Source organism: Archaeoglobus sp. UBA230 (assembly GCA_002507545.1).
Classification (GTDB): domain Archaea; phylum Halobacteriota; class Archaeoglobi; order Archaeoglobales; family Archaeoglobaceae; genus Archaeoglobus.
This window is the reverse complement of sequence record DAVR01000029.1, coordinates 54,190-75,071: the sequence shown is the minus strand read 5'-3', so window position 1 is coordinate 75,071 and position 20,882 is coordinate 54,190. Positions and strand designations below refer to the sequence as shown.

At 45.1% G+C, this 20,882-nt stretch carries 19 protein-coding genes; 9 read left to right on the top strand and 10 right to left on the bottom strand.

All coding sequences use genetic code 11. From position 1 onward, the window contains the following. Positions 1-92: 92 nt before the first annotated feature. From BP688_RS09030 to BP688_RS09005, 6 genes are read left to right on the top strand one after another with little or no spacing between them, the layout of a single operon-like run. Entirely contained in the window at positions 93-293 is a 201-nt protein-coding gene (locus BP688_RS09030) for a 4Fe-4S binding protein (protein ID WP_290595958.1), read from the top strand. Next, positions 290-2,023: an aldehyde ferredoxin oxidoreductase N-terminal domain-containing protein gene (locus BP688_RS09025; protein ID WP_290623983.1), complete on the top strand. Its 1,734-nt coding sequence runs from the start codon at positions 290-292 to the stop codon at positions 2,021-2,023. The genes BP688_RS09030 and BP688_RS09025 overlap by 4 nt, the downstream gene beginning before the upstream one ends. Positions 2,024-2,027: 4 nt before the next feature. Next, positions 2,028-3,059, top strand: a complete 1,032-nt coding sequence (locus tag BP688_RS09020; protein ID WP_290595960.1) for a (Fe-S)-binding protein — start codon at positions 2,028-2,030, stop codon at positions 3,057-3,059. Further along, positions 3,028-4,434, top strand: coding sequence for an FAD-binding oxidoreductase (locus tag BP688_RS09015; RefSeq protein ID WP_290624618.1), 1,407 nt, complete (start codon positions 3,028-3,030; stop codon positions 4,432-4,434). Before BP688_RS09020 ends, BP688_RS09015 begins: the two co-directional genes overlap by 32 nt. Beyond that, the gene (locus BP688_RS09010; RefSeq protein ID WP_290595962.1) at positions 4,434-5,549 is read left to right on the top strand and encodes a (Fe-S)-binding protein; all 1,116 of its coding nucleotides are present in this window, start codon (positions 4,434-4,436) and stop codon (positions 5,547-5,549) included. Before BP688_RS09015 ends, BP688_RS09010 begins: the two co-directional genes overlap by 1 nt. Positions 5,550-5,584: 35 nt before the next feature. After that, the gene (locus BP688_RS09005) at positions 5,585-6,490 is read left to right on the top strand and encodes a formylmethanofuran--tetrahydromethanopterin N-formyltransferase (protein WP_290595963.1); all 906 of its coding nucleotides are present in this window, start codon (positions 5,585-5,587) and stop codon (positions 6,488-6,490) included. Positions 6,491-6,501: 11 nt separating this feature from the next. Here BP688_RS09005 and BP688_RS09000 read toward each other — a convergent pair whose 3' ends face one another. From BP688_RS09000 to pscS, 10 genes are all read right to left on the bottom strand, one after another. After that, positions 6,502-6,864 (bottom strand): hypothetical protein, encoded by a 363-nt coding sequence (locus tag BP688_RS09000; protein ID WP_290595964.1) that lies wholly within the window; start codon positions 6,862-6,864, stop codon positions 6,502-6,504. A 148-nt stretch (positions 6,865-7,012) separates the two neighbouring features. Next, the gene (locus BP688_RS08995; RefSeq protein ID WP_290595965.1) at positions 7,013-7,714 is read right to left on the bottom strand and encodes a UPF0280 family protein; all 702 of its coding nucleotides are present in this window, start codon (positions 7,712-7,714) and stop codon (positions 7,013-7,015) included. After that, the gene (locus BP688_RS08990) at positions 7,711-8,652 is read right to left on the bottom strand and encodes an NAD(P)/FAD-dependent oxidoreductase (RefSeq protein WP_290595966.1); all 942 of its coding nucleotides are present in this window, start codon (positions 8,650-8,652) and stop codon (positions 7,711-7,713) included. The genes BP688_RS08995 and BP688_RS08990 overlap by 4 nt, the downstream gene beginning before the upstream one ends. Further along, on the bottom strand, positions 8,649-9,887 hold the full coding sequence (icd, locus tag BP688_RS08985) for an isocitrate dehydrogenase (NADP(+)) (protein WP_290595967.1): 1,239 nt from the start codon (positions 9,885-9,887) through the stop codon (positions 8,649-8,651). The genes BP688_RS08990 and icd overlap by 4 nt, the downstream gene beginning before the upstream one ends. Before the next feature lie 53 nt (positions 9,888-9,940). Continuing rightward, on the bottom strand, positions 9,941-10,927 hold the full coding sequence (locus tag BP688_RS08980) for a sensor histidine kinase (RefSeq protein WP_290595968.1): 987 nt from the start codon (positions 10,925-10,927) through the stop codon (positions 9,941-9,943). A gap of 72 nt (positions 10,928-10,999) precedes the next feature. Further along, positions 11,000-12,556 (bottom strand): AMP-binding protein, encoded by a 1,557-nt coding sequence (locus BP688_RS08975; RefSeq protein WP_290595969.1) that lies wholly within the window; start codon positions 12,554-12,556, stop codon positions 11,000-11,002. Positions 12,557-12,558: 2 nt separating this feature from the next. Beyond that, positions 12,559-13,776, bottom strand: a complete 1,218-nt coding sequence (locus tag BP688_RS08970) for an acyl-CoA dehydrogenase family protein (RefSeq protein ID WP_290595970.1) — start codon at positions 13,774-13,776, stop codon at positions 12,559-12,561. A gap of 87 nt (positions 13,777-13,863) precedes the next feature. Then, positions 13,864-14,742: a nucleoside recognition domain-containing protein gene (locus tag BP688_RS08965; RefSeq protein ID WP_290595971.1), complete on the bottom strand. Its 879-nt coding sequence runs from the start codon at positions 14,740-14,742 to the stop codon at positions 13,864-13,866. Further along, complete coding sequence (gene udg, locus BP688_RS08960; RefSeq protein WP_290595972.1) at positions 14,739-15,338, bottom strand: type-4 uracil-DNA glycosylase; 600 nt, start codon at positions 15,336-15,338, stop codon at positions 14,739-14,741. The genes BP688_RS08965 and udg overlap by 4 nt, the downstream gene beginning before the upstream one ends. Before the next feature lie 36 nt (positions 15,339-15,374). Then, on the bottom strand, positions 15,375-16,490 hold the full coding sequence (pscS, locus tag BP688_RS08955) for an O-phospho-L-seryl-tRNA:Cys-tRNA synthase (protein ID WP_290595973.1): 1,116 nt from the start codon (positions 16,488-16,490) through the stop codon (positions 15,375-15,377). Positions 16,491-16,569: 79 nt separating this feature from the next. Between pscS and xth the strand changes: the two genes are divergently transcribed. Genes xth through BP688_RS08940 form a run of 3 tightly spaced genes read left to right on the top strand, consistent with a single transcriptional unit; the run spans position 16,570 to position 20,865 of the window. Beyond that, complete coding sequence (gene xth, locus BP688_RS08950; RefSeq protein WP_290595974.1) at positions 16,570-17,343, top strand: exodeoxyribonuclease III; 774 nt, start codon at positions 16,570-16,572, stop codon at positions 17,341-17,343. A gap of 37 nt (positions 17,344-17,380) precedes the next feature. Continuing rightward, on the top strand, positions 17,381-18,964 hold the full coding sequence (locus tag BP688_RS08945) for a lysylphosphatidylglycerol synthase domain-containing protein (protein WP_290595975.1): 1,584 nt from the start codon (positions 17,381-17,383) through the stop codon (positions 18,962-18,964). A gap of 2 nt (positions 18,965-18,966) precedes the next feature. Further along, positions 18,967-20,865 carry a DUF2298 domain-containing protein gene (locus tag BP688_RS08940; protein WP_290595976.1) on the top strand — a complete coding sequence of 633 codons (1,899 nt, stop codon included), beginning with the start codon at positions 18,967-18,969 and terminating at the stop codon, positions 20,863-20,865. Positions 20,866-20,882: the final 17 nt, after the last annotated feature.

Here is a 20,882-nt window from a genome sequence, read left to right as displayed (position 1 = left end):
AGGAAAATTAACGAATTCTTTCATGGACTGTCATTACCGTCTCCCGGGTAAGGTCTTTTCTACACAAGCAAGACTGATGGAGGGATTCGTGGATGATTGCTGTCCATTCTGAAAACTGCACGGGCTGTATGCGTTGTGTGCTCATCTGTTCTTACACTTACACCAAAAAATTCAGCATTTCTACTCCAAGGATAAAAATAAAGGAATACAGAGCGGAATTCACTGAAGATTGTAATGAATGTGGGAAGTGTGTTGAACAGTGCTTTTACGGGGCGCTGGAGATGGTAAAATGAGCTTTGCTGGAAAAATTCTCCGTGTTGATTTAACTAATCGCAAAATTAACAAATATGATGCCGATTTAGCCAAGGACTACATCGGCGGGTTCGGGTTGTGTGCAAAACTTGCCTGCGATCTTATTAAGTCTGAAGTGACTCCTCTAAGTCCTTTAAATCCACTCATAATCGGTGCTGGAGCACTTGTTGGAACAAACGCTCCTGCAACATCGAGAATTTACGCCTTCACCAAGCTACCCGCAAATGGGGCTATTGGATGGGGCGGTGGTGGAGGGGCTACCTTTGCATGCAATCTTAAATTTGCAGGATACGATGCGGTGATAATTGAAGGAAAAGCGGACAAACCAGTTTTTATCAGAATAGAGGATGATGATATTGATATCCGTGACGCTGAAGACATCTGGGGTTCGGGAATTAACGAGACGTGCGAGAAGATATGGGAGGAATGCGGCGAGGGAGGAATTCTGGCAGTAGGTCAGGCTGGGGAGAACCTCGTCAGGTTCTCGATGATGTATATTGACAGACTTTCAACTGTTGGAAGAGGAGGTATTGGGGCTGTAATGGGATCGAAGAATCTCAAGGCTTTGTTCGTCAGAGGAAGCGGAAGTGTTGAAGTTAAGGATAGGAAGAGGTTCGATAAAGCCGTTAAGGAGCTGCTTGAAAGAATGAAAAGCTACCCCTACCTCAAGGAATGGCAGGAACTCGGTCTGCTAAAATCTCTTCCAGCGATTCCGCGAGACGTTTATCTGAAGCTCAGAAAGAGGAGAATAGCCTGTGTTTCGTGTCCAATAGGGGACAAGGATGTCCTTGAGCTTGATGGAGGGGAGATTTACACAACCTCGGCCGTAAATTTGATGACACCGGCTGTTATGGGCATGAACTACAAGGATGCGATGAGACTTACAGCAAAACTCGATGACTACGGAATGGACATGTTCGAATTTTTGGGGATTCTCAACTTTGCAAAGGAACTGAGCGAGAAAGGGAAGCTTGAACTTGATAGTGAGATAGATTTCACATCTCTTGACTCAATGCTATTCTGGGCGAAGAAGATTGCCTCTCGAGAAGGCACCGGAGATTTGCTCGCCAACGGCTTTGCTGAGATGGAGAGGAAATTTGGAGTCAAACCAAAAAGCGTTGTTAAAGGTATGAGGGCTTACACAACTCCCAAAGGGCCATTGATATGGAACCTCTTCGGCACGATGGAGCTTGGCCAAATCCTCGACCCTCGTGGCCCTCATGTTGCTGCTGGCGGTTCTCCAACTTATTTCGCCAAGAGACCCCCAGAGAGCTTCAGAAAGCACCTTGCCAGAATGGGTATACCAGATGAAAAAATAGGGGAAATTTTGAGCAGTGGAATTAAGATCGGAAAGCTGCTCTGCCACTCCCACATCTGGTTCACAATCCTCGCCTCTCTCGGCATATGTGCGAGGGCTCAGATCAATCGCTTCTACAGTGCTGACATTTGCGCTGAACTATACTCTGCTGCCACCGGAATCGAGATGAGCAAGAATCAGCTCTTGGATAAGGCAAGGGAGATATGGAGGATGCTAAAGCTTGCAAACTTCAGGGCTGGTTTCACGCGGGAAGATGATTTACCACCTGAGGACTGGTTTGATGACGGTTTTCGGGATTACGTTACTGGCGAACCACTAACTAAGGAGGATGTGGAGAGGATGATGGATGAGTATTACAGGGAGATGGGTTTGGAGGAGTTTATGAGGAGGTGATGTTATGAACCTGAAATTTGATCCAGACAGGTGTTTTAGCTGCGACAGCTATGCCTGTTTGACGAAATGTCAGTATCTGAATTATGATTTTGAGTCTGCGAGGGAGGAGAGAATTAAAATCGCTAAAGGAGAGTACAGCAAAGTTCTTGAGGAGTGCAAAACCTGCTATTCCTGTGAAGAATACTGTCCCTACGACAACCATCCCTTTTACCGCATAGTCGAGCTTCAGGAGGAGTATGGGATTAATCTTGCCCCCAAACCAATTGCAAAGCAGCTTTTGAAGATGTATGCTCCGAGAGAGAAGGATATCGCATCAATAACAGGGGTGGGCGAGAAAGCCCTATCTCTCTGCCTCTTCCCCGATCTGAAGGACAATGTGAGAAGTAAACTGTTTGAAGGTCTGCCTGTGATAATGGGGAGACAGGTATTCTGTAACCTTGTGTATTTGCATTTCGCCAATATGTCTGTGATAAAGGAGAGGGCGCAGCAGACAATAGAGAATGTGAGGAAATATGGGGTTGAGGAGCTTGTATGCTTCCACGATGAGTGCTATGGATTTTTCAACTCCTACGCCAAGGCCTATGGACTTGAGGTGCCTTTCAAAACTGTGCATCTTTACGAGTACCTCTATAACTGGCTGAAAGAGCATGAGGACAGCATTAGAAAGCTGAATGTAAAGGTCGCGTATCAGCGTAATTGCTCGAACAGACTGAGTCCTGAAACTGATAGAGTGCTTGATGATATTTTCGAGCTTATAGGTGTTGAGAGAGTTGAAAGAGAGTACGATCGCGAAAATGGGATTTGCTGTGGTGCTGTTTTCAAAATGTGGGGAGAAGACGAGTTTGCTGATGAAATTCAGAAGAAGAATGTTGATGATATGGCAAAATCTGGTGCAAGATTCGCAGTCTTCAACTGTCCGATGTGCTATGTTGCTCTGGCTGAGAGGTCTGCGAAAGCAGGTCTGATGCCGATCCTCGTCAGTGACTTATGCAGGCTCGCAGTTGGTGAGATGCCAAGACTTCCGGGGCGTGGTTGAGATGGTTTACGAGGAGCTTAAGGCGATTGTTGGAGAAGAGTATGTTTCAAAAGAGCCAGAGGAGCTTCACATCTACTCCTCTGACCCGGGCACGATGCCAGCAACAGAGCCTGACTACGTTGTGATGCCGAAAACAACTGAGGAGGTTCAGAAGATTGTGGTAGTGGCGAACAAACACAAAATTCCGATCGTACCTATGGGTGGGGCTTTAGCTCTCAGTGGACTTGTAAGACCGCTGAAGGGAGGAATAGTTATGGACATGAAGAGGATGGACAGTATCCTCGAGGTGAATGAGAAGGCAAGATACGCTGTGATTGAGGCTGGAGTAACCGAGGGTATGCTCAAGGCTTATCTGGAAAGAAACTACCCGAATCTACGCCTGTCAACTCCAGACGCACCACCAATAGCCACCGTCACTGCCAACGCACTGATCCATGGTTCCGGAAGGCTTTCTCAGATGTATGGCTTTCACTCTGAGATGGTAACTGGGATGGAGGTAGTTCTCCCTACTGGTGAGATTTGCAGAGTTGGTTCCTGCAGCATCTCTCCCTACTGGTTCTCTCGCTCCCCCCTGCCCGACCTCGCGGGCTTGTTTATCGGCTGGTTCGGAAGGACAGGGATAGTTACAAAGCTCGGAATCAAGCTGTTCCCGAAGCATCGCTACAGAGATGTCATGATTTTCGTAACCGAAAATCCATCCTACGTGAGTGATGTAATCTGGAGAGTTGCTCACACTGAAATGGCTGAGGACATTACTGTCTGGGCACAGCCAAGACCGGAATGGGCTGAGGGATTCCAGCACACTACGATTTACATCACGGCTGATAGCGAGGAGGAGCTTAAGTTTAAGGAAAGGATCATCCGTAATGCGCTTAGAGACTACATAAAACAGAAGGAGGGCGGTTTTCTTTACCTCACGCCAGGAATGAAGGCAACGTTTCTTCAGGAGCCAATGTCTCAACTTGTCAGATTTGCAGACGTCAGGAAGGGAGGGGGGTTTGAGTATGTTGGAGCAATTCTGCCTGTTGATCTGTTTGATAAAGCATACAGAAAAGGTCTGGAGATTGTTGAGAAGCTTGGAGTGGACTGGGCTTTCAGTGTCAGGATAATTGGCCGATCTCACTGCATGATGTTCGCGTATGCCTATCCCTTCAACAGGGCTGATGATGAAGATGTGGAAAAGGCGAGAAAGGCTTTGCACGAGACTAACCTTGCAGTTCTGGAGATGGGAGGAATTCCGTGGAAGGCAGAAGAGCCTGCACAGCAACTAATACTTGAAAGGATGGATGAGGGGGCAAAGATTCTGATGAAAAGGGTAATGGATTTGCTTGACCCTCATGGCATAATGAATCCCGGAAACTGGGAGGTGAAATAATGGAAAAAATTAACTATGCCGAAATTGTTCACCGCTGCTTCAGATGCGGATACTGCAAGTTCTCTTCTGACTATTCAGCGATAAACTGTCCGAGCTATGCTGTGTATCGCTTTGAAACCTACTTCTCAGGCGGTAGAATGTGGCTGATTCGTGCTTGGATGAATGAGGAACTGGAATGGAGCGAACATTTTGGAGAAATCATGTATTCCTGCTCAACCTGCAGAAATTGCGTTGAGCATTGCGTTTTCAAGTTCAACGAGCAACTTGTTGATGTGTTTATTTCTGCGAGAAGCGACATGGTTGAGAAGGGATTGGTTCCGAAGAAGGTTGGAGAGTTCTTCAACAATTTGGCGAAGTTCGGCAATCCCTGGGGATATTCTGGGAAAAGACTGGAGTGGGTGGAGAAGGAGTATGAAGGAAACGAATTTCTACTCCATGCAGGCTGCGTAGCTGCCTACGATGAGAGGGGCAAGGTTGCGCTGAAGGCTTTGGTTGAGCTCCTCGATGCTGCTGGTGTGGATTATGGCGTGTTCAGCGATGAGAGGTGTGAAGGGAATGAGGCCATGGTTATGGGTGAGTTTGGACTCTTTGAGCACCTGATGGAGGAGAACAAACGGAAATTTGAGGAGAGGAGGGTTAAGAGAGTTCTCACTCCTGACCCACATTCCTTCAACGCCTTTAAAAACTATTATGGGGTTGATGTGAAACATCACACACAGCTTCTCTGGGAGCTTGTAAAGAACGGCGAGCTTAAACTTGGTAGAGTGGAGGGTAAAGTAACATACCACGATCCCTGTTTCCTCGGAAGGTGGAATGGAGTTTACGAGGAGCCAAGGAAAATTCTTTCAAGGATTGCAAGCCTCTACGAGATGCCGAGGAATCGCAAAAATTCCTTCTGTTGCGGAGGTGGGAGTGGAAACTTTTACACGGATTATCTGGGTGGTAAAGAGAGCCCAGCAAGAGTTAGAGTTAGGGAGGCAGGCGAGGTTGCTGACATCCTTGTTACATCCTGTCCAGCATGCCTGATGATGTTTGATAATGCTGTGAGGGATGAGGGGGTTGAGCTGGAGGTGAGGGACATATCTGAGGTTATGCTTGAAGCTATGAAGTCATAACAAATCTTTTTTATAGTTTTGTGAAACCTTTTAACATGCTTGAGCTGAATGGTGTGCCGGTTGATGACACCTACTGCGAGGCTTTTGATGGCATCTATTCGAGAATTATTGTGACCGCAAAGCACAAGTGGCTGCTAAAGAGAGCTGCCTACTCTGCAACAGCCCTACCATCAACAGTTTTTGGAGAGGCTGAAGGTGGAGTTGAGCGCTGGCTTTCACCACTGGAAACTCCAGATGGAAGGCTGGGAGCTATCTGTCAGATATGGGTTCAAAAGTCCAAAAAATTCCTTGATGTTTTGATGAGGGAGATGGGCAAGAGGATAAGGCAGGGCATTCTCGTTGTCCCCACAACCAGAGTCTTCAACGCCACTGACAGCGAAAATAAGTTTGATGCAGAGATAAACGTTGGTAGGTGCGGAGACGGGTATGAATGGGAGGAAGAGATGTGGGGAAGAAAGGTGATCAGAATACCGATTATGTTCGGAGAGTTCATAATAGAGCGATACATTGGCTATGCTGAAGGTATAGCTGGTGGAAACATCTGGTATTTCTGTGAGAGTGAGGAAGCTGCCTTAGAGGCGGGAGAGGCTGCAGTAGAGGCTCTGAAGGAAGTTGATGGAGTCATAACATCCTTCGACATCTGCTCAGCGGGCAGCAAACCCGAAACGAAGTATCCAGAAATAGGGCCAACAACCAACCACTACTTCTGCCCCACACTCAAGGGCAAAATTCCGGACTCAAAGGTTCCGGATGGGGTCAAATCCATTCCGGAGATTGTAATCAACGGAATAACAAGGGAAGCGGTTGAGAAGGCCATGTATGTCTGCATGGACGTTGTGAGCAAAATTGATGGGGTTGTGAGGATATCTGCGGGCAATTACGAAGGGAAGCTGGGGCAGCACAAAATCTACTTGAAGGACATCATAGAAAAATTTGGGTAGCTACATTCCAGCTACATTCCAACCATTGCAACTATAATTTTTCCGAGCAATGGTGCTATGCCAAGGTTGTTGGCCACTTCAAGTAAAGAAGACAACATCCCGGTTTTTATAAGGTCCCCAAGGATCAAAGAGCTGTTATCTGAAAGCAACCTACCAGTCTCAATCATTCTTTCTTTCAAGGCTGGATTTCTGTTTATTTCCTCCAGCAGCATTCCTACAATCTTCATCGCCCATGTAAAAATCACGTAGACCCCTTCACTAATTTTTGAAGTATCAACGTTAGCTACAGCGATAACATTATCAGCAGCCATTTGAGCTTTTGCACTACTTGCTACAAACCCATTCAGTGCTGTCAGAAATTCTGCCTTCATCATCTTGCCTCACCCCCTTTACTCTTTTTCTCATCTCATCATTACAATTATTCTTATTTCCATCATCAACAATATTCACACCTCTTTGTATTTAACTGTTACTACTTATTACTATTATTATCATTAACACTTCTCTCACAAAAATAAATTGTTATCCTTTAGTTATAAGATCTTCGTTGCCTTTTGCGATTACAATTTTTGGATTACTTCCTGCGTAAGCTATTAAATCGTTCTTCACAACAAAAACACCCTCTATGTAATCAGAATACTTGTTATAGAAATCTGAAACCGTCTTCTCAAGCTCTTCTTTCCCAAAATCTCCAATCTCATTGCCAAGTGCTGTGGCAAGAGCATCGGCAACACTCGAATCCTTTGAGATAACCGTAGCAGCATCGGCGTGACCAAAGCTGACAGAATGTCCAATCTTGCCGCTCGATGTGCAGATGGCGAGGAAGTCAACTGGGGGAACTTTAAAGGCAAATTCTGTGGGGTAGATTCCAACAAGAATTTCTTGATTTGTGTGAATCGCAATATCACCACCATTATCAACGATTGCAATTTCCGCTCCAGCGTCAACCATTCTTTCAACTGCGAATCCAGCTATGGTTCCAGCAACAGATGCCATAGGGCCAACCTTTGCGATTTTGGCAGCCTTGCACATCCTGCTTACTATCTCGCCACCATGGCAATCAATTGGTTCGTAGCTCGTGAGAAACTCCGGATGGAGAAGTATATACTCCTCGATCTCACTCCTCGCCTCAAGAATTGCCTCAACGGCAACCTCGAAGAATTCCTCACTTTCCGAAAGAATCGTAACAATTGTCTCCTTGTATCTGAACTTAAAGCGCTTCATATGTTTATCAGCTTTCTTATGTCCTTAACCGAGTGTTGAACAGTCCTTCCGTTTTCAATCGCTATGATCTTGGGCAAAAGTCTGATTGCAGAGAGATATTTGTTATTGAGCATGGCATCAACGAATCTCTGCTCAACCTCTACCCACTCAAGCTCCTTCAAAATCCTGCCTTCATACTCTGACAGATTACCTCTGTTAATGCAGTCGAAGAGAATCATTGCCGAGGCCAAAGAAGGCGCGTTACCCTCGCCCGCTCCACTCACGCAACCTATCGCCTCTCCAACCCCCACAATGTTGCCCGACACGAAGGGCAGGCATTTGGAGGGTTGCAGCAGTCTGACTTTGGCTGAGCACTGACAAGCCCGTTCACTTTCTTCAAAACCATACTTCTCTCTCAGTTTGTTGATAAAAACAGGTATTTTTTCTCTTTCAACATTTCCCGCTCCTACGTGCCACTTTCTCTCTCCAAGTGGGAATGCCCACGCGTAGCCGGTCTTTTCCATCTGGATGTAGATATTTTCTTCCACATCATGCTTTTCTATGCACTGAGAGGTGGGCAAAACTCTGTCCTCGTGGATTGGAGGCAGAAAAGCTCTCGAAACTCCTGTTGCGTCAATAATAAGTTCCGGATTATCGGAAACGCTCAAATCAACCCAGAGGTCAGAAAGCAGTCTCTTTTTGTCAAAAATCACTATGTCTCTGTTTTTAAGCCATAAACCGTTTGCCACAACATATCTGGGTTTTAAGAGAACGTAGTCATCAAAATTCAAGCCAATCTCAGAATAAAATCTCTTTGCCTCCTTGTAAACGATTCCCCAAGCACATCTGCAGTCGGGCTCCTTTCTTTTATCCCATATACTAACCTTGTAACCATTCTCGGATAAAAGATGGAAGAGGTAGGTTCCCGCTATCCCCGCACCATAAATCTGGATATTCATAGAGACTCAAGATTCTCAATAACAGCATCAGCAAACTCCCTTGTTCCTACAAGATTTCCCCCAACATGGCGGTGAATGTCGTAGGTTACGGTTCCGCTGCTTATTGTCATCTCTACAGCCTTCTTGATCATTTCACTCGCCTTTTTCCAGCCGATATATTCGAACATCAGTGCTCCGGTCAGAATCTCTGCTGTTGGGTTTACCTTGTTCTGTCCCGCGTACTTAGGTGCTGAACCGTGAACTGGCTCGAAAACACCAATCCCGTCACCGATGTTGCTGCCCGGAGCAATCCCAAGTCCACCTATCAATGCAGCTGCAGCATCGCTGAGATAATCGCCATTGAGATTTGGCAGAGCTATAACATCGTACTCATCCGTCCTCGTCAGAATCTGCTGGAACATGTTGTCCGCGATTCTGTCCTTGACCACAATTTTGCCATCAGGCTGCTCTCCACCGTATTTATCCCATAACTCGCTCTCGGTTATGCAGTAGTCTCCAAACTCCTCCTTGGCGACCTCATATCCCCAATCTCTGAAGGCCCCCTCAGTGTACTTCATTATGTTGCCTTTGTGAACGAGCGTCACACTTCCTCTGCTATTCTCGATGGCATATTTTATCGCCATCCTTACGAGCCTCTTGGTTGCGAACTCGCTTATTGGCTTGATCCCTATCCCCGAATCTTCTCTGATTTCAACTCCAAATTCGTCTCTCAGGAATCTGATTATTTTCAGCGCCTCCTCACTGCCCATAGGCCATTCAACGCCTGCGTAAACGTCTTCGGTGTTCTCTCTGAAAATTACAAAGTTTACCTTTTCAGGGTGCTTAATCGGACTCGGAACACCCTTTAAGTAGTAAACGGGTCTCACATTGGCGTAGAGATCAAGAACCTGCCTTATTGTTACGTTGAGGCTTCTGTAGCCCCCACCAACAGGAGTGGTTAGAGGTCCTTTTAAGGCAACTCTGAACTCCTTTATCGCATTGAGCGTATCCTCCGGCAAATGCGTTCCATAGAGCTTGTATGCGTCCTCGCCTGCATAGACCTTGAACCAGACTACTTCCTTTCCAATCTTGCTGGCTGCCGCATCAAGCACCCTAATCGCAGCAGGAACAACATCTTTACCCGTTCCATCCCCTTCAAAATATGGTATAATCGGATTATCGGGAACTATAAGTCTTCCATCTTCGTATTTTATCTTTTCTCCATTCTCCGGGGGTTTGACCTTATCATACTGCATAGAGGCATGGTAGCAGGTCTTTATAAAATCCTTCCGCTTTGCTGCAAAGGCCTTTACTTTTCCTGATGAACTTTGATTCGAGGTAATTCCATTACAAAAACAGCTCCATTTCCAGCCTTCTCAACCCATATATTTCCTCCATAACTTTCAATGAGCTTCTTAACGATGTAAAGTCCAAGACCACTCCCCATCCCTGTCGTAAATCCCTTCTCGAAAATTTTTTCTAAAATTCTGTCAGAGATACCTTTTCCGTTATCTTCTACTCTGACAACGACTTTTTGGTTTTCAGTTATCGTTATTCTTACTTCACTCGCCTCACCGTGCTTCACAGCATTGCCTATGATGTTGTCAAATATGCTGAATATTCCCTCATTGGCGAGAATCTTTGCATCCCCATTCACTGTGATATTTACATTATACCCCTTAGAAACTTCATCAATAACCTCTCTGAGGCTGTAAATTTTCTTGTTTTGATCTGTAGCGGATTCAAGCTCTCTAACCTTGCGGATAAGGTTTACTCCAGCCTCTATATTCTCCCTTATTTTTGTCACGGCATCACTCTTGCACTCTTCCTCTATAACCTCAACGTATGGTAACATTCTCGTAAAAATGTTCAGTATATCGTGCCTCAGCATACTGTTTAGAAATTTGAGGTATTCGTTCAGCGATTTCACTTCTCTCTGAAGTCTGATCATCTTTGTAACGTCCGTCAATGCAAGCAGACAGTAAGGTTCTCCTACTATCTCTGCATATCTCGTTCTCGCCTCAAGCCACAACTCCTCTCCGCCTTTTATGTTAACCTTTAAGATTACGGGAGGGTCAGGGTTTTTCTTTTTCTCCTCGAATGTTTTTAAAATCAAATTTACAAGCTTTGTAAAATCTTCAGGTGTGAAAAATCTGAAAGGCCTTTCTCTCACTTCGCTAAAGTCTATTTTACCCCTTTCCGAGAGTACTTTGTTAGTGTAAACTATTCTCCCATACTTATCAATCACAACTAAAGCTGCTGGAAACTCATCTGCTGCAACCTTCCAATCAAACATATCAAACAGTCACTATTACCCAATAAAATTTAACCTTAATGTGAAAAATTACTAATTCCAATTTTGAAAATATTACTGTAAGAGTAGTCTCTTTAGAATCTTCTGCGTTTCTGCCTGTGGCAGTCTTTCCCTTATCTCAACCTCAACAGGAACGGCGTAAGGAGGAAGTCTTTCCCTGCAGAACTCCCTTATTTCTTCGGGCGTTGCTGACGCTCCATCAAAGAGCTTTACAAAGGCCTTGACCCTTTCTGATCCCTCTTTTTCCTTATCTGGAATTCCCACGACAGCAGCCAGTTCAACAGCAGGATGCTGGTGCAGAACTTCCTCAACAACCCTCGAATACACCTTGTATCCAGAGACGTTTATCATGTCCTTAACTCTATCAACGATGTAGAAGAACCCGTCTTCGTCCATGTAGGCTATATCACCCGTTGGCAACCAGCCGTCAATGAAGGGATTTTCAGCGTTCCAGTATCCCTTCATGACCTGGGGACCTTTTATCTGCAGCTCTCCCTCCTCTCCCACTTCTGCCTCGCTACCATCCTCTCTTACGACCCTAACATCGGTATCTGGGACTGGCACACCTATTGAGCCTGTCTTGTCTGGAGCGTCCAAGCCAAGAAATCTTGCAATACTTGCGATGTTGATGTGCGTAACTGGAGAAGTTTCTGTCAAGCCGTAGCCTTCAACTATTGGAATGCCAGCCTTTTTCTCATACTCCTTTGCAGTCCTCTTTGGCAGGGGTGCCGAACCTGACACACTTATGGTCCAGAGCCCTTCGATTTCCCTCTGTATGAGCTTCATATACTGCCCCGGAACACCAACAGTAACCCATGGACTGTATTTCTTCATGTAATCAAGTATTTCATCGTAGTTTCTCGGATCAGAGACTATCAGCAGGTTGAATGCCCAGTAAATTCCCACATGCATACCCCAGTGTCCATAGGAGTGGAAGATTGGAGATGCAAGTAGAACCGAGCCAGAACCCCTGACAGCCTCAGCTGCACCACCAAGAAGCCATGGCAAAACCTGAAGAACATTGGTTGTCAGATTGTAGTGGGTGAGCATAACCCCCTTTGGCACGCCTGTAACTCCACCGGTGAATAGAATAACTGCAACATCCTCTTTTGGATTTATTTCTATATCAGGTGGATCAGGTTGGCTTGATGAGATCAAGTTCCAGAAGTCATCACTCTCCATAAAATTAGATGGCTTGGTTTCAACAAAAATTCCAGATTCAGAAAAGTTCTTTTCTCCCACTACAATTTTTGGATCTGTTTTCTCAGCTATATCCTTCAGCTCCTTTTCCGGCTGGAGTGGACTTACGAGCACGGCTGAAGCTCCACACTTTAGCGCTGCAAGCTCGGCGATGAGAAGCTGAGGGCAGTTCCTGAGGGTTATCAGAACTCTGTCCCCCTTGCTTAGATGCTCTGAGAAGCCATTTGCCAGTCTGTTGACAGCATCAAGCATCTCTGAGTAGGTCATCTTCTTTTCGAGGTATGTAACTGCCGTTGAATTGGGAAAGTTTCTCGCAGATTCCTCAAGAAAATGATATAGGGGGACCTCCGGGTAAGGCTCAAGGGACTCCCTGAGACCAAGTATCTGGTAGGCTTTAAACCAGGGCTTCATGGTCAGGAATATGCCGAGAATCCTTTTCCAAGTAACTCTCTGCCGACTATGAGCTTCTGAATCTCCGTCGTCCCGTCGGGGATTGTCATAACTCTCGCATCTCTGAAGTATCTCTCCAGCGGATATTCATCGCTGAGTCCAAGACCGCCATGTATCTGAATACCGTAGTATGTGACCTTTACACATCCCTCACATGCGTAACCCTTGGCTAAGGACGACATCAACCTCGCCTGAGGGTCTCCCTTGCTGACTAAGTAGAGAGCCTTGTATCCCAGTAGCCTTGATGATTCGGTAATTGCTACCATCTTATAGAGCATATCTTGGATGAGCTGGAATTTTCCAATTGGCTTTCCAAAGGCTTTTCTCTGCTTTGCATAGGCAATAGAGGCATCAAGAGCTGCTTGTGAGATTCCGGTAGCCATCAATGCCATCCCCGACCTCATCATGCAGAACACAGCACTCAGAGGTGACATGTAGGCGTAGAGCTTAGTGATTCCACTGTGAATTGGCAACGCCTCGGTCAGTTCTCCCTTACTCAAGGCTTTCTGTATCATGTGACTCAGAGCGTTCTCCTTCGGCACCCTGCAGTTCTTGAGATATATCTCACCTGTTGGTGATGCTCTCCAGCCGATTTTGTGAAGCTCACTCGTCTCGAAGGGAGAGTTGACCCTATCAACGAGAAACATGTCCTGCATTCCCGTTTCCTTGTTCGTTGCCACCACTAATGCAATATCAGCGATTGTGGCGTTGCTAATCCATGTCTTTGTCCCATTCAGAACCCACTCATCCCCGTCAAGCTCCGCCGTTGTTTTCATTGTAGTTGTATCACTCCCTGCTTCAGGCTCGGTAGCTGCTAAGCATCCTATCAGCTGATTTTTCTCCAGCTTCGGCATCATCACTTCTTTCGTTTGCTCTGAGGCAAGGTTTACAAAAACAACTGGGAAGGACATTCCAAGGACAACATTCAGGCTTGCCCAAACCCTGCTTATCTCCTCACTTGCTATTCCGTAGTAAAACGGGTCTTCAAAGTATACTGAAAGGCTTTCCGGATCATAGCCTATTCCGAGTTTTCTGAATTTGGCGTAAAGGTCCAATACTTCCTCCTTTGTCAATGGCCCCTTCTTCTCCTTCTCATCTACAATCGGCTCTATCTCCTTTGCCAGAAACTCTCTCAAGCTATCTCTAAACAACCTGTGTTCCTGACTGAAATCAAACTGCATACTCTATCACCAAAACATACAATTAACAATCATTTTTTTAATTTTTCGTTATATATTGTGATAAATTGTAATTATTACCATGAATGACTACACAATTAATAATATTGCGAGAAAAATAATATCAAGAAGCAGGGTTGCGATGGAATTAAGTAGCACAATTTTTACACCAAACTTCCCGAACATGGCTACATGCATCGGTAGTGAGTGCTTAACAGCCCTCGTTGAAAAACTAACGACGTTGCCAAGTATAAGGCCTACGACTGCCCATCTCCAGTGCAATCCTCCATCAATAAATCCTGCCGCAAGAACAACTGCAGCCCTGATATTGAAGAACTCAACTCCGGCAATTGTGATTACGCTCGGATTCAAGGGCACAAAAGTCAGACTTTCGGCCAATAAGTCGAACAAGCCATACTCGCTCGCCACTGAGACGGCAAAGTATGATACCGCCATAATGACGGCAATCCTAATTATGTTTTCCTGTGGAGAGATTGGCTTGATATCTAAATCAGCCTTTATCTCTCCATTTCTCCACCTTCTTGAGAGAATCAGACCGAACGCCGACTTTATAATGGCTGACGCAAAACGAATTGCGGTGTAAACAATCCCGGCAAATCCGAGGACTGGTATAACGAAAGGGATGAAGTAGGTGTAGAGGTGGCTGAATACGCTGGGAAAAGAGTTGAGGAAGGATATCGCGATTACTTCTCCTTTGTCAACTCTTCCCTCTCTCCATGCCTGAGAAAGTATAGAGTAGCTCGCGGTTGGGCTGATAAAGCACGCTGCAACACTTGCAGAAGCTATTTCACTCACACCAAACTTTTTCAGCATGGGATGAAGTAATTTGGCAAATCTTTCCATGTATCCCTTTCTTATTGAATAGGAAACGAGATATATTGCAATGACAACAATTGGAAGGGTTTTTAGCAGAAAAATAGCTGTGGAATACGCTGCTTTTTCGATCATAGATAATCAAACAGAGTTGGCTGTTTCCTGTTCAGTAACTCGCTAATCTTTCTGAACTGCTGCTCGTATTCTTCTCTCAACTGAGGACGGTAGAGGATTGCTGCAGGGTGGTAAATTGGTATGATTTTGACTTTTTTATTCCATTTCTCAACCTCAAACACTTTCCCCTTAACCCTTGATATGGAGGTGAAATCAAGGCAGAAATGATCAAAGATAAACTGAGCAGCAAATCTGCCGAGACAGACGATAATGTTTGGCTTTATTGCGTCAAGCTGCCTCTTTAAGTACTCTCCACAAGTTTCAATCTCTTCAAGCAGGGGATCACGGTTGTTGGGAGGTCTGCATTTGAGAACATTGCAGATGAAAACGTCTTCTCTTCTCAAACCAATCTTTGAGAGCATTTCTGTGAGCAATTTTCCTGCAGCACCGACAAAAGGTTCGCCTTTCAAATCTTCTTCTCTCCCCGGAGCCTCTCCCACAAATACGACCTCTGCATTCTCGTTGCCTACACCGGGAACGTAATTCGTCTTCGTTTTGTGTAAATCGCATTTCCTGCAGTTCAAAATCTCTTCGGTTATCTCCTCAATTGTCTCCATCGCCCAATAGTTGAAATGGAAATTAAAATAGTTTGCTCAAGCGTATTTCTCCAGAATTTCAGCGAACGCGTTGATGACATAGTCTATCTCCTCGTAACTGAGCCCGTAGGTTGACAGCTTAAAGTATCTCGTAAGTCCGGGCTTTATTCCGTGTATTTTTCTTCCTTTAAGTTCATGATAAAGGAAAAATCTTCCCTTTTTAACTCTTTTTGAAATCTCATAGAGGTTCTCCGCATGGAAGAACATCAGATCGTGGTTGTGTGGTTTATCGCCGAGCTGCCTGATACCAAGTTCTTCCATTTTACTGGCAAAGTATCTCGCCTTTTCCACCTCCCTGTCCCAGTTCTTAACCCTCTCCTTCACGTGAGGGAAGGAAGCCATGAGCGTGATAATTGTAGCACCTCTTGCGGTGCATCCCAGCATTTCAATCTCCTTGTTTCTGTACTTTTTTGATTTTCTGAGAATTATCTCCTCCCAATCTTCCTTCATACCGAGAACTCCCACCGGACCGCTTGCAGCCATAGACTTATGCCCACTACCGACGATAAAATCGGCCTTCAATTCTTTCAAATTTACCTGCATCCTTCCGACAGCGTAAGCACCATTCACAAGGAGCGGAACATCATACTCAGAGCAGATTTCTGCAATTCTCTTCACTTCTGGCAAGTTTCCATAGTTCCCGTCCGGGTATGTTATCAGAGCAAGCACGACATCACCCTTACGCTTTGTGTCTTCGATTGTTTCAGCGAATTTTTCTGGCAAGATTCTGAAATCAGGATAGTCGGTGTTGGGCACCATCGCCACATTAAGTCCGGCTCTCTCTGCCGCCACATAGCTTGAATAATGTGCGTTTGAGTCCATCACAATCCAGCCATCCTTTTTTGCCAGAGAGTGCATCACAGCGAATTTTGCCTCTCTCGCCCCATTCGTAACCCTTGCCACATCGCAGCCGAGGAATCTCGGGAGCTGCTCGTGAACGAAGTTGTATATTGCGGGCTTCTTTATCTCATCCAGTCTACCCGTAATGCAGAAATCACATACACTGTAACCATCCCCCCATTCAACCAGAGCTTTTCTGGCCTTATCAGTAAGCCTCCCACCCGTTTGAAGCGGGTCTATGTTTATGTAATCTTTCGTTTCCCTCGGGAACATTAAATGGCAAAACTCGGGATGACTTATAAAATTGATGACTTTTGGAAATTAATTTAATTTTGTATCCAGAACTAATGACATGTTTAAAATAGCCACCTTCAACGTGAACTCGATAAGAAGCAGGCTGCACATCGTTATACCCTGGCTTGAGAAGAACAGGCCAGACGTGCTATGCATGCAGGAGACGAAGGTTGAAAATCGAAGGTTTCCGGAGTCAAATTTCCACCGTATCGGTTACCATGTAGTCTTCAGCGGGAGCAAGGGCAGGAATGGAGTCGCCATTGCGTCAATTGAAGAACCGAAAAACGTCAGCTTCGGCTTCGACAGTGAGCCGAGAGACGAAGACAGGCTTATAAGGGCCGAAATAGCTGGTATTGATGTCATAAACACCTACGTTCCGCAGGGGTTCAGAATTGATAGCGACAAGTATCAGTACAAGCTCGAATGGCTGAAAAGGCTCAAGAATTATTTTGAAAAAACTGTTGATCTCACGAATTATGTTGCATGGTGCGGGGATATGAATGTTGCTTCTCAACCAATAGACGTTCACAGCCCTGAAAGGCTCAAAAACCACGTCTGCTTTCATGAGGATGCAAGAAAAGCCTACAAGAAAATAGTGGATATGGGTTTCGTGGACTTGCTAAGAAAATTCCATCCTGGAGAGAAAATTTACACTTTCTACGACTACAGAGTTAGGGGAGCTATAGAAAGGGGCTTAGGCTGGAGAGTTGATGCAATCAATGCTTCTCCACCTCTCGCTGAGAAATGCATAGATTGCTATGTTGACATCCAGCCAAGACTTACCGAAAAACCGTCAGATCACACACCTTTAATCGCTGAATTCAATCTGTAGGGAAAAGCAAATATTACATCCAGTTCAGCTTAGAGTAATGAAGATCAGCATCGTTCTGCCAGCGTACAACGAGGCAAAGAGGTTAAGAGAGACTGTTGAAAAAGTTCGAGAGGCTGCTGAGAAAACTGGATACGACTATGAGATCATCATAGCCGAAGACGGTTCGACGGATGGGACAGACAAAATAGCGGCTGAGCTTTCCTCTGAAAACTCAAAAATAGTCCATCTGCATTCAGATGAAAGACTTGGGCGGGGAAGAGCCCTTATGAACGCCTTTGACAAGGCGACAGGCGATGTGGTAGTTTATATGGACGTTGATCTTGCCACAGATTTGAAGCACCTCAAGGAGCTTGTTGATGCAATAGTGGTTGATGGCTACGATATTGCAACCGGATCAAGGCTGATGAAGGAGAGCAGGACAGACAGACCAGCAAAAAGAGAAATTGCCTCTCGTGGATACAATTTTCTCGTTCGCCTATTTCTCGGCTCAAAAATCCACGATCATCAGTGCGGTTTCAAAGCTTTCAGGAAGCAGGTGATTCTTGAGATTGCAAAGTATGTAAAGGACAATCACTGGTTCTGGGACACCGAAGTTTTGGTTCTGGCTCAGAAGAGAGGTTACAAAGTCAAGGAAATTCCGGTTGAGTGGAGACATGGAGGGGAGACGAAGGTAGATTTTGGGAAAGATGTGGTCTACATGTTTTCTCAAGTTCTCAGAATGTGGCTCAATGAGAGGAAGAGGAGCAGGAAGTATTTGTTTCTGACGACAGTTATTGCAGTTGTGATCCTCACTTTTATAGCCTACAGAGCCGGATTGCAGAACGTTTACCAAAGCTTGCTGTCCATAAATCTCTACTATATAGTTGCTTCCTCAGCCTTATACGCTCTCTCCTACGTCCTTAGAGGCTACAGATTTAGGTATATCTTATCAAAGCTTGGGTATAATCGCAGTACTGCCTTCTCAACAGCTGCCGTGAGCATAAGTCAGACTGTGAATGTTATCACGCCTGTCAGAATAGGAGACATGGCAAGGGCGTACGTTTTTAAGCGGAGGGATGTTCCCTATTCATCTTCGATCGGGGGTATTGCTGCCGAGAGGTTTTTTGATCTCATTTCTGTGGCTATAATTGCCATGGTTTCCGCATTGATCATCGGTTCTGGAATTAGGGAGCCTGTCTACGCGCTCCTCTTCTCCGTCTTGATATTTACGGGAATCTTTGCTCTTTCAAGGATGGAAAATATTGTTGGAAAAATTTTCAGAAACGCCAGAAAGGCTATGGGGATAAAGGAGAGCATTGTTGTAGTATCCCTCTCCCTCCTTCTCTGGTTTTCCGATATTTTCGTGTGCTACATAATTGCTTTGAGTTTCGGTAATCCAGATTTCGTCCTTGTTGCCCTCGCGGTTGCATTGGGGAACATAGTTAAGGCCTTGCCGATAACGCCCGGTGGGATTGGCACTTATGAGGCAGCTCTCACAGCAATTCTCTCCTCTGGCTACAGCACTGGAGCTGCCTTCACAATTGCTCTGGTTGATCACGCTGTAAAGAACGTTTCAACCATGGTTCTTGGCATTCTGGCTCTTGCATCTCTTAATCTCAGTCTCAGAGAGGTGGAGGGATAGAATTGTACACCCTGATCTACGCCCTCTGCTTTTACCTGTCCTCTCTGCTTGTAACTATCCCATTTCTGAAGTTTTTTAAGTTCAGTGAAGCGAGATTTCTTTCCCTTTTAACAATCTCAGCTATCTCCTTTGCCATCGGATTTGTGTTTCCCTTTAAAATTTCCTTCTATATTGTATTCGCAGTCACAATTGGTGTATCCCTTTACACGATCTATTCCGACAAAGTAAAGGTTGAAAATACTGAAACTGTTTTCGCTCTCGTTTTTGCCTTCTTCATATTTCTTCGCTTCCTAAATCCCTACATTCAAGATGCAGAGAAGTTCATGGATTCAGCCTTCATGAACGCAGTGTTGAAGTCCTCAGCTTTCCCTCCGGATGATCCATTCTTTGCTGGCGGAAAGCTTGACTTCTACTACTACTTTGGCCACGTGATTTCAGCCTGCATAACCCTGATGTCCTTCTCTCCTCCAGAAGTGGGTTATAACATTGCCATGTCTGCAATACCTGCCTACACTGCAGTCATAATCTACGGAATTTTGAGAAGGAAGGGGATGAAGGTTGCATTAAGTGGAATTGCTCTTTCAATCTTTTCTGGAAACGCTTACTCCTTCGTAGATTTCCTTAGAAGAGTTTTTGCGGGAAAGGTCATTGATGGTGGTTATTATTGGAACGCAACGAGGGTGATAGCCGACACAATTAACGAGTTTCCGTATTTCAGCTTCATACATGCTGACCTGCATGCTCACGTTGTCGCAATCCCCATTTTTACCCTCATAATTTCTCTAATCCTCAGGAGCTGGGAGGAAGTTGAAGGTAAAGAGTATGGCAGAAGAACAACACTTGCACTCGCCTTAGCGCTCTTTGCTATTTTCGCCACAAATTCGTGGGATTATCCCTTAGCTGCTTTAGCTTGCCTTCTTGCGGCTCTATCACTGAAGAAAAAAGAAATCGTCATTGCCTTAATCCTTTCAATCCCCTTCGTCATCTTGCTTTACTCAAGCATGAACACTCCCGCAGCAAAGATTTTTCTTGTTGAGGATAAGACTAATGCCATTGAGTTCCTGATGTATGCCCTCACACCATTGTTTTTCTCCTACCTTTTCACCGGGAACAGATACACCCTTTACTCTTTACCCCTGTCCATTCCGCTCTATTTTATCTCTCCGGTTTTAGCTTTAACGGCACCTCTTGCGATATCGTCGGTCTATGGTATCTACAAGAAGGATGTTGCTTCAGCAATAGTTCTCACGGGTCTTATGGCTTTCATCCTGCCAGAGTTTGTGGCTGTTGAATCGCGACTGAACACTGTATTTAAGTTCTACATCGTAGCTTGGCTCTCGCTGATGATAGCCCCAGCAACGAAGCTTGAATTTGGGGATGTCAGGAAATATGTAGTCGTTTTAGTCCTTGTAGTTAGCCTCGTTTATCCCATGGCGGCAACGCCTGTGAGGTATAACCTTAGAGAGTGCACACTTGATGGCATGGCTTTTATGAAAACCTTCGATGGAGATTATGAGGCGATAAAATGGCTTCAAGGGAAGAGTGGGGTTATAATAGAGGAAGGTTGCACCCATGGAGCCTTGTGCGGTTATAAATATGGTGGCAGAGTTTCAGCCTTTACTGGAAATCCTGCAGTGATTGCGTGGACTAATCACGAGTTTGCATGGAGGAGAGATTACCCGATAATAGCTGAAAGAGCGAATGATGTGAGAGAGTTCTACACAACCAGTTCATGCGATGAGATGTTAAAGATTGTCAGTAAGTATAATATAAGCTATGTTTTTTTTGGATACGAGGAAAAGAGGATTTTCTCCGTATCACCTGAAAAATTTGAAAGATGTTTCACAAAAGTCTTCGAAAGCAGGGGAACTTACATATTTGCAACAAAAAATATATCATAAATGGCGCACATTTTTCG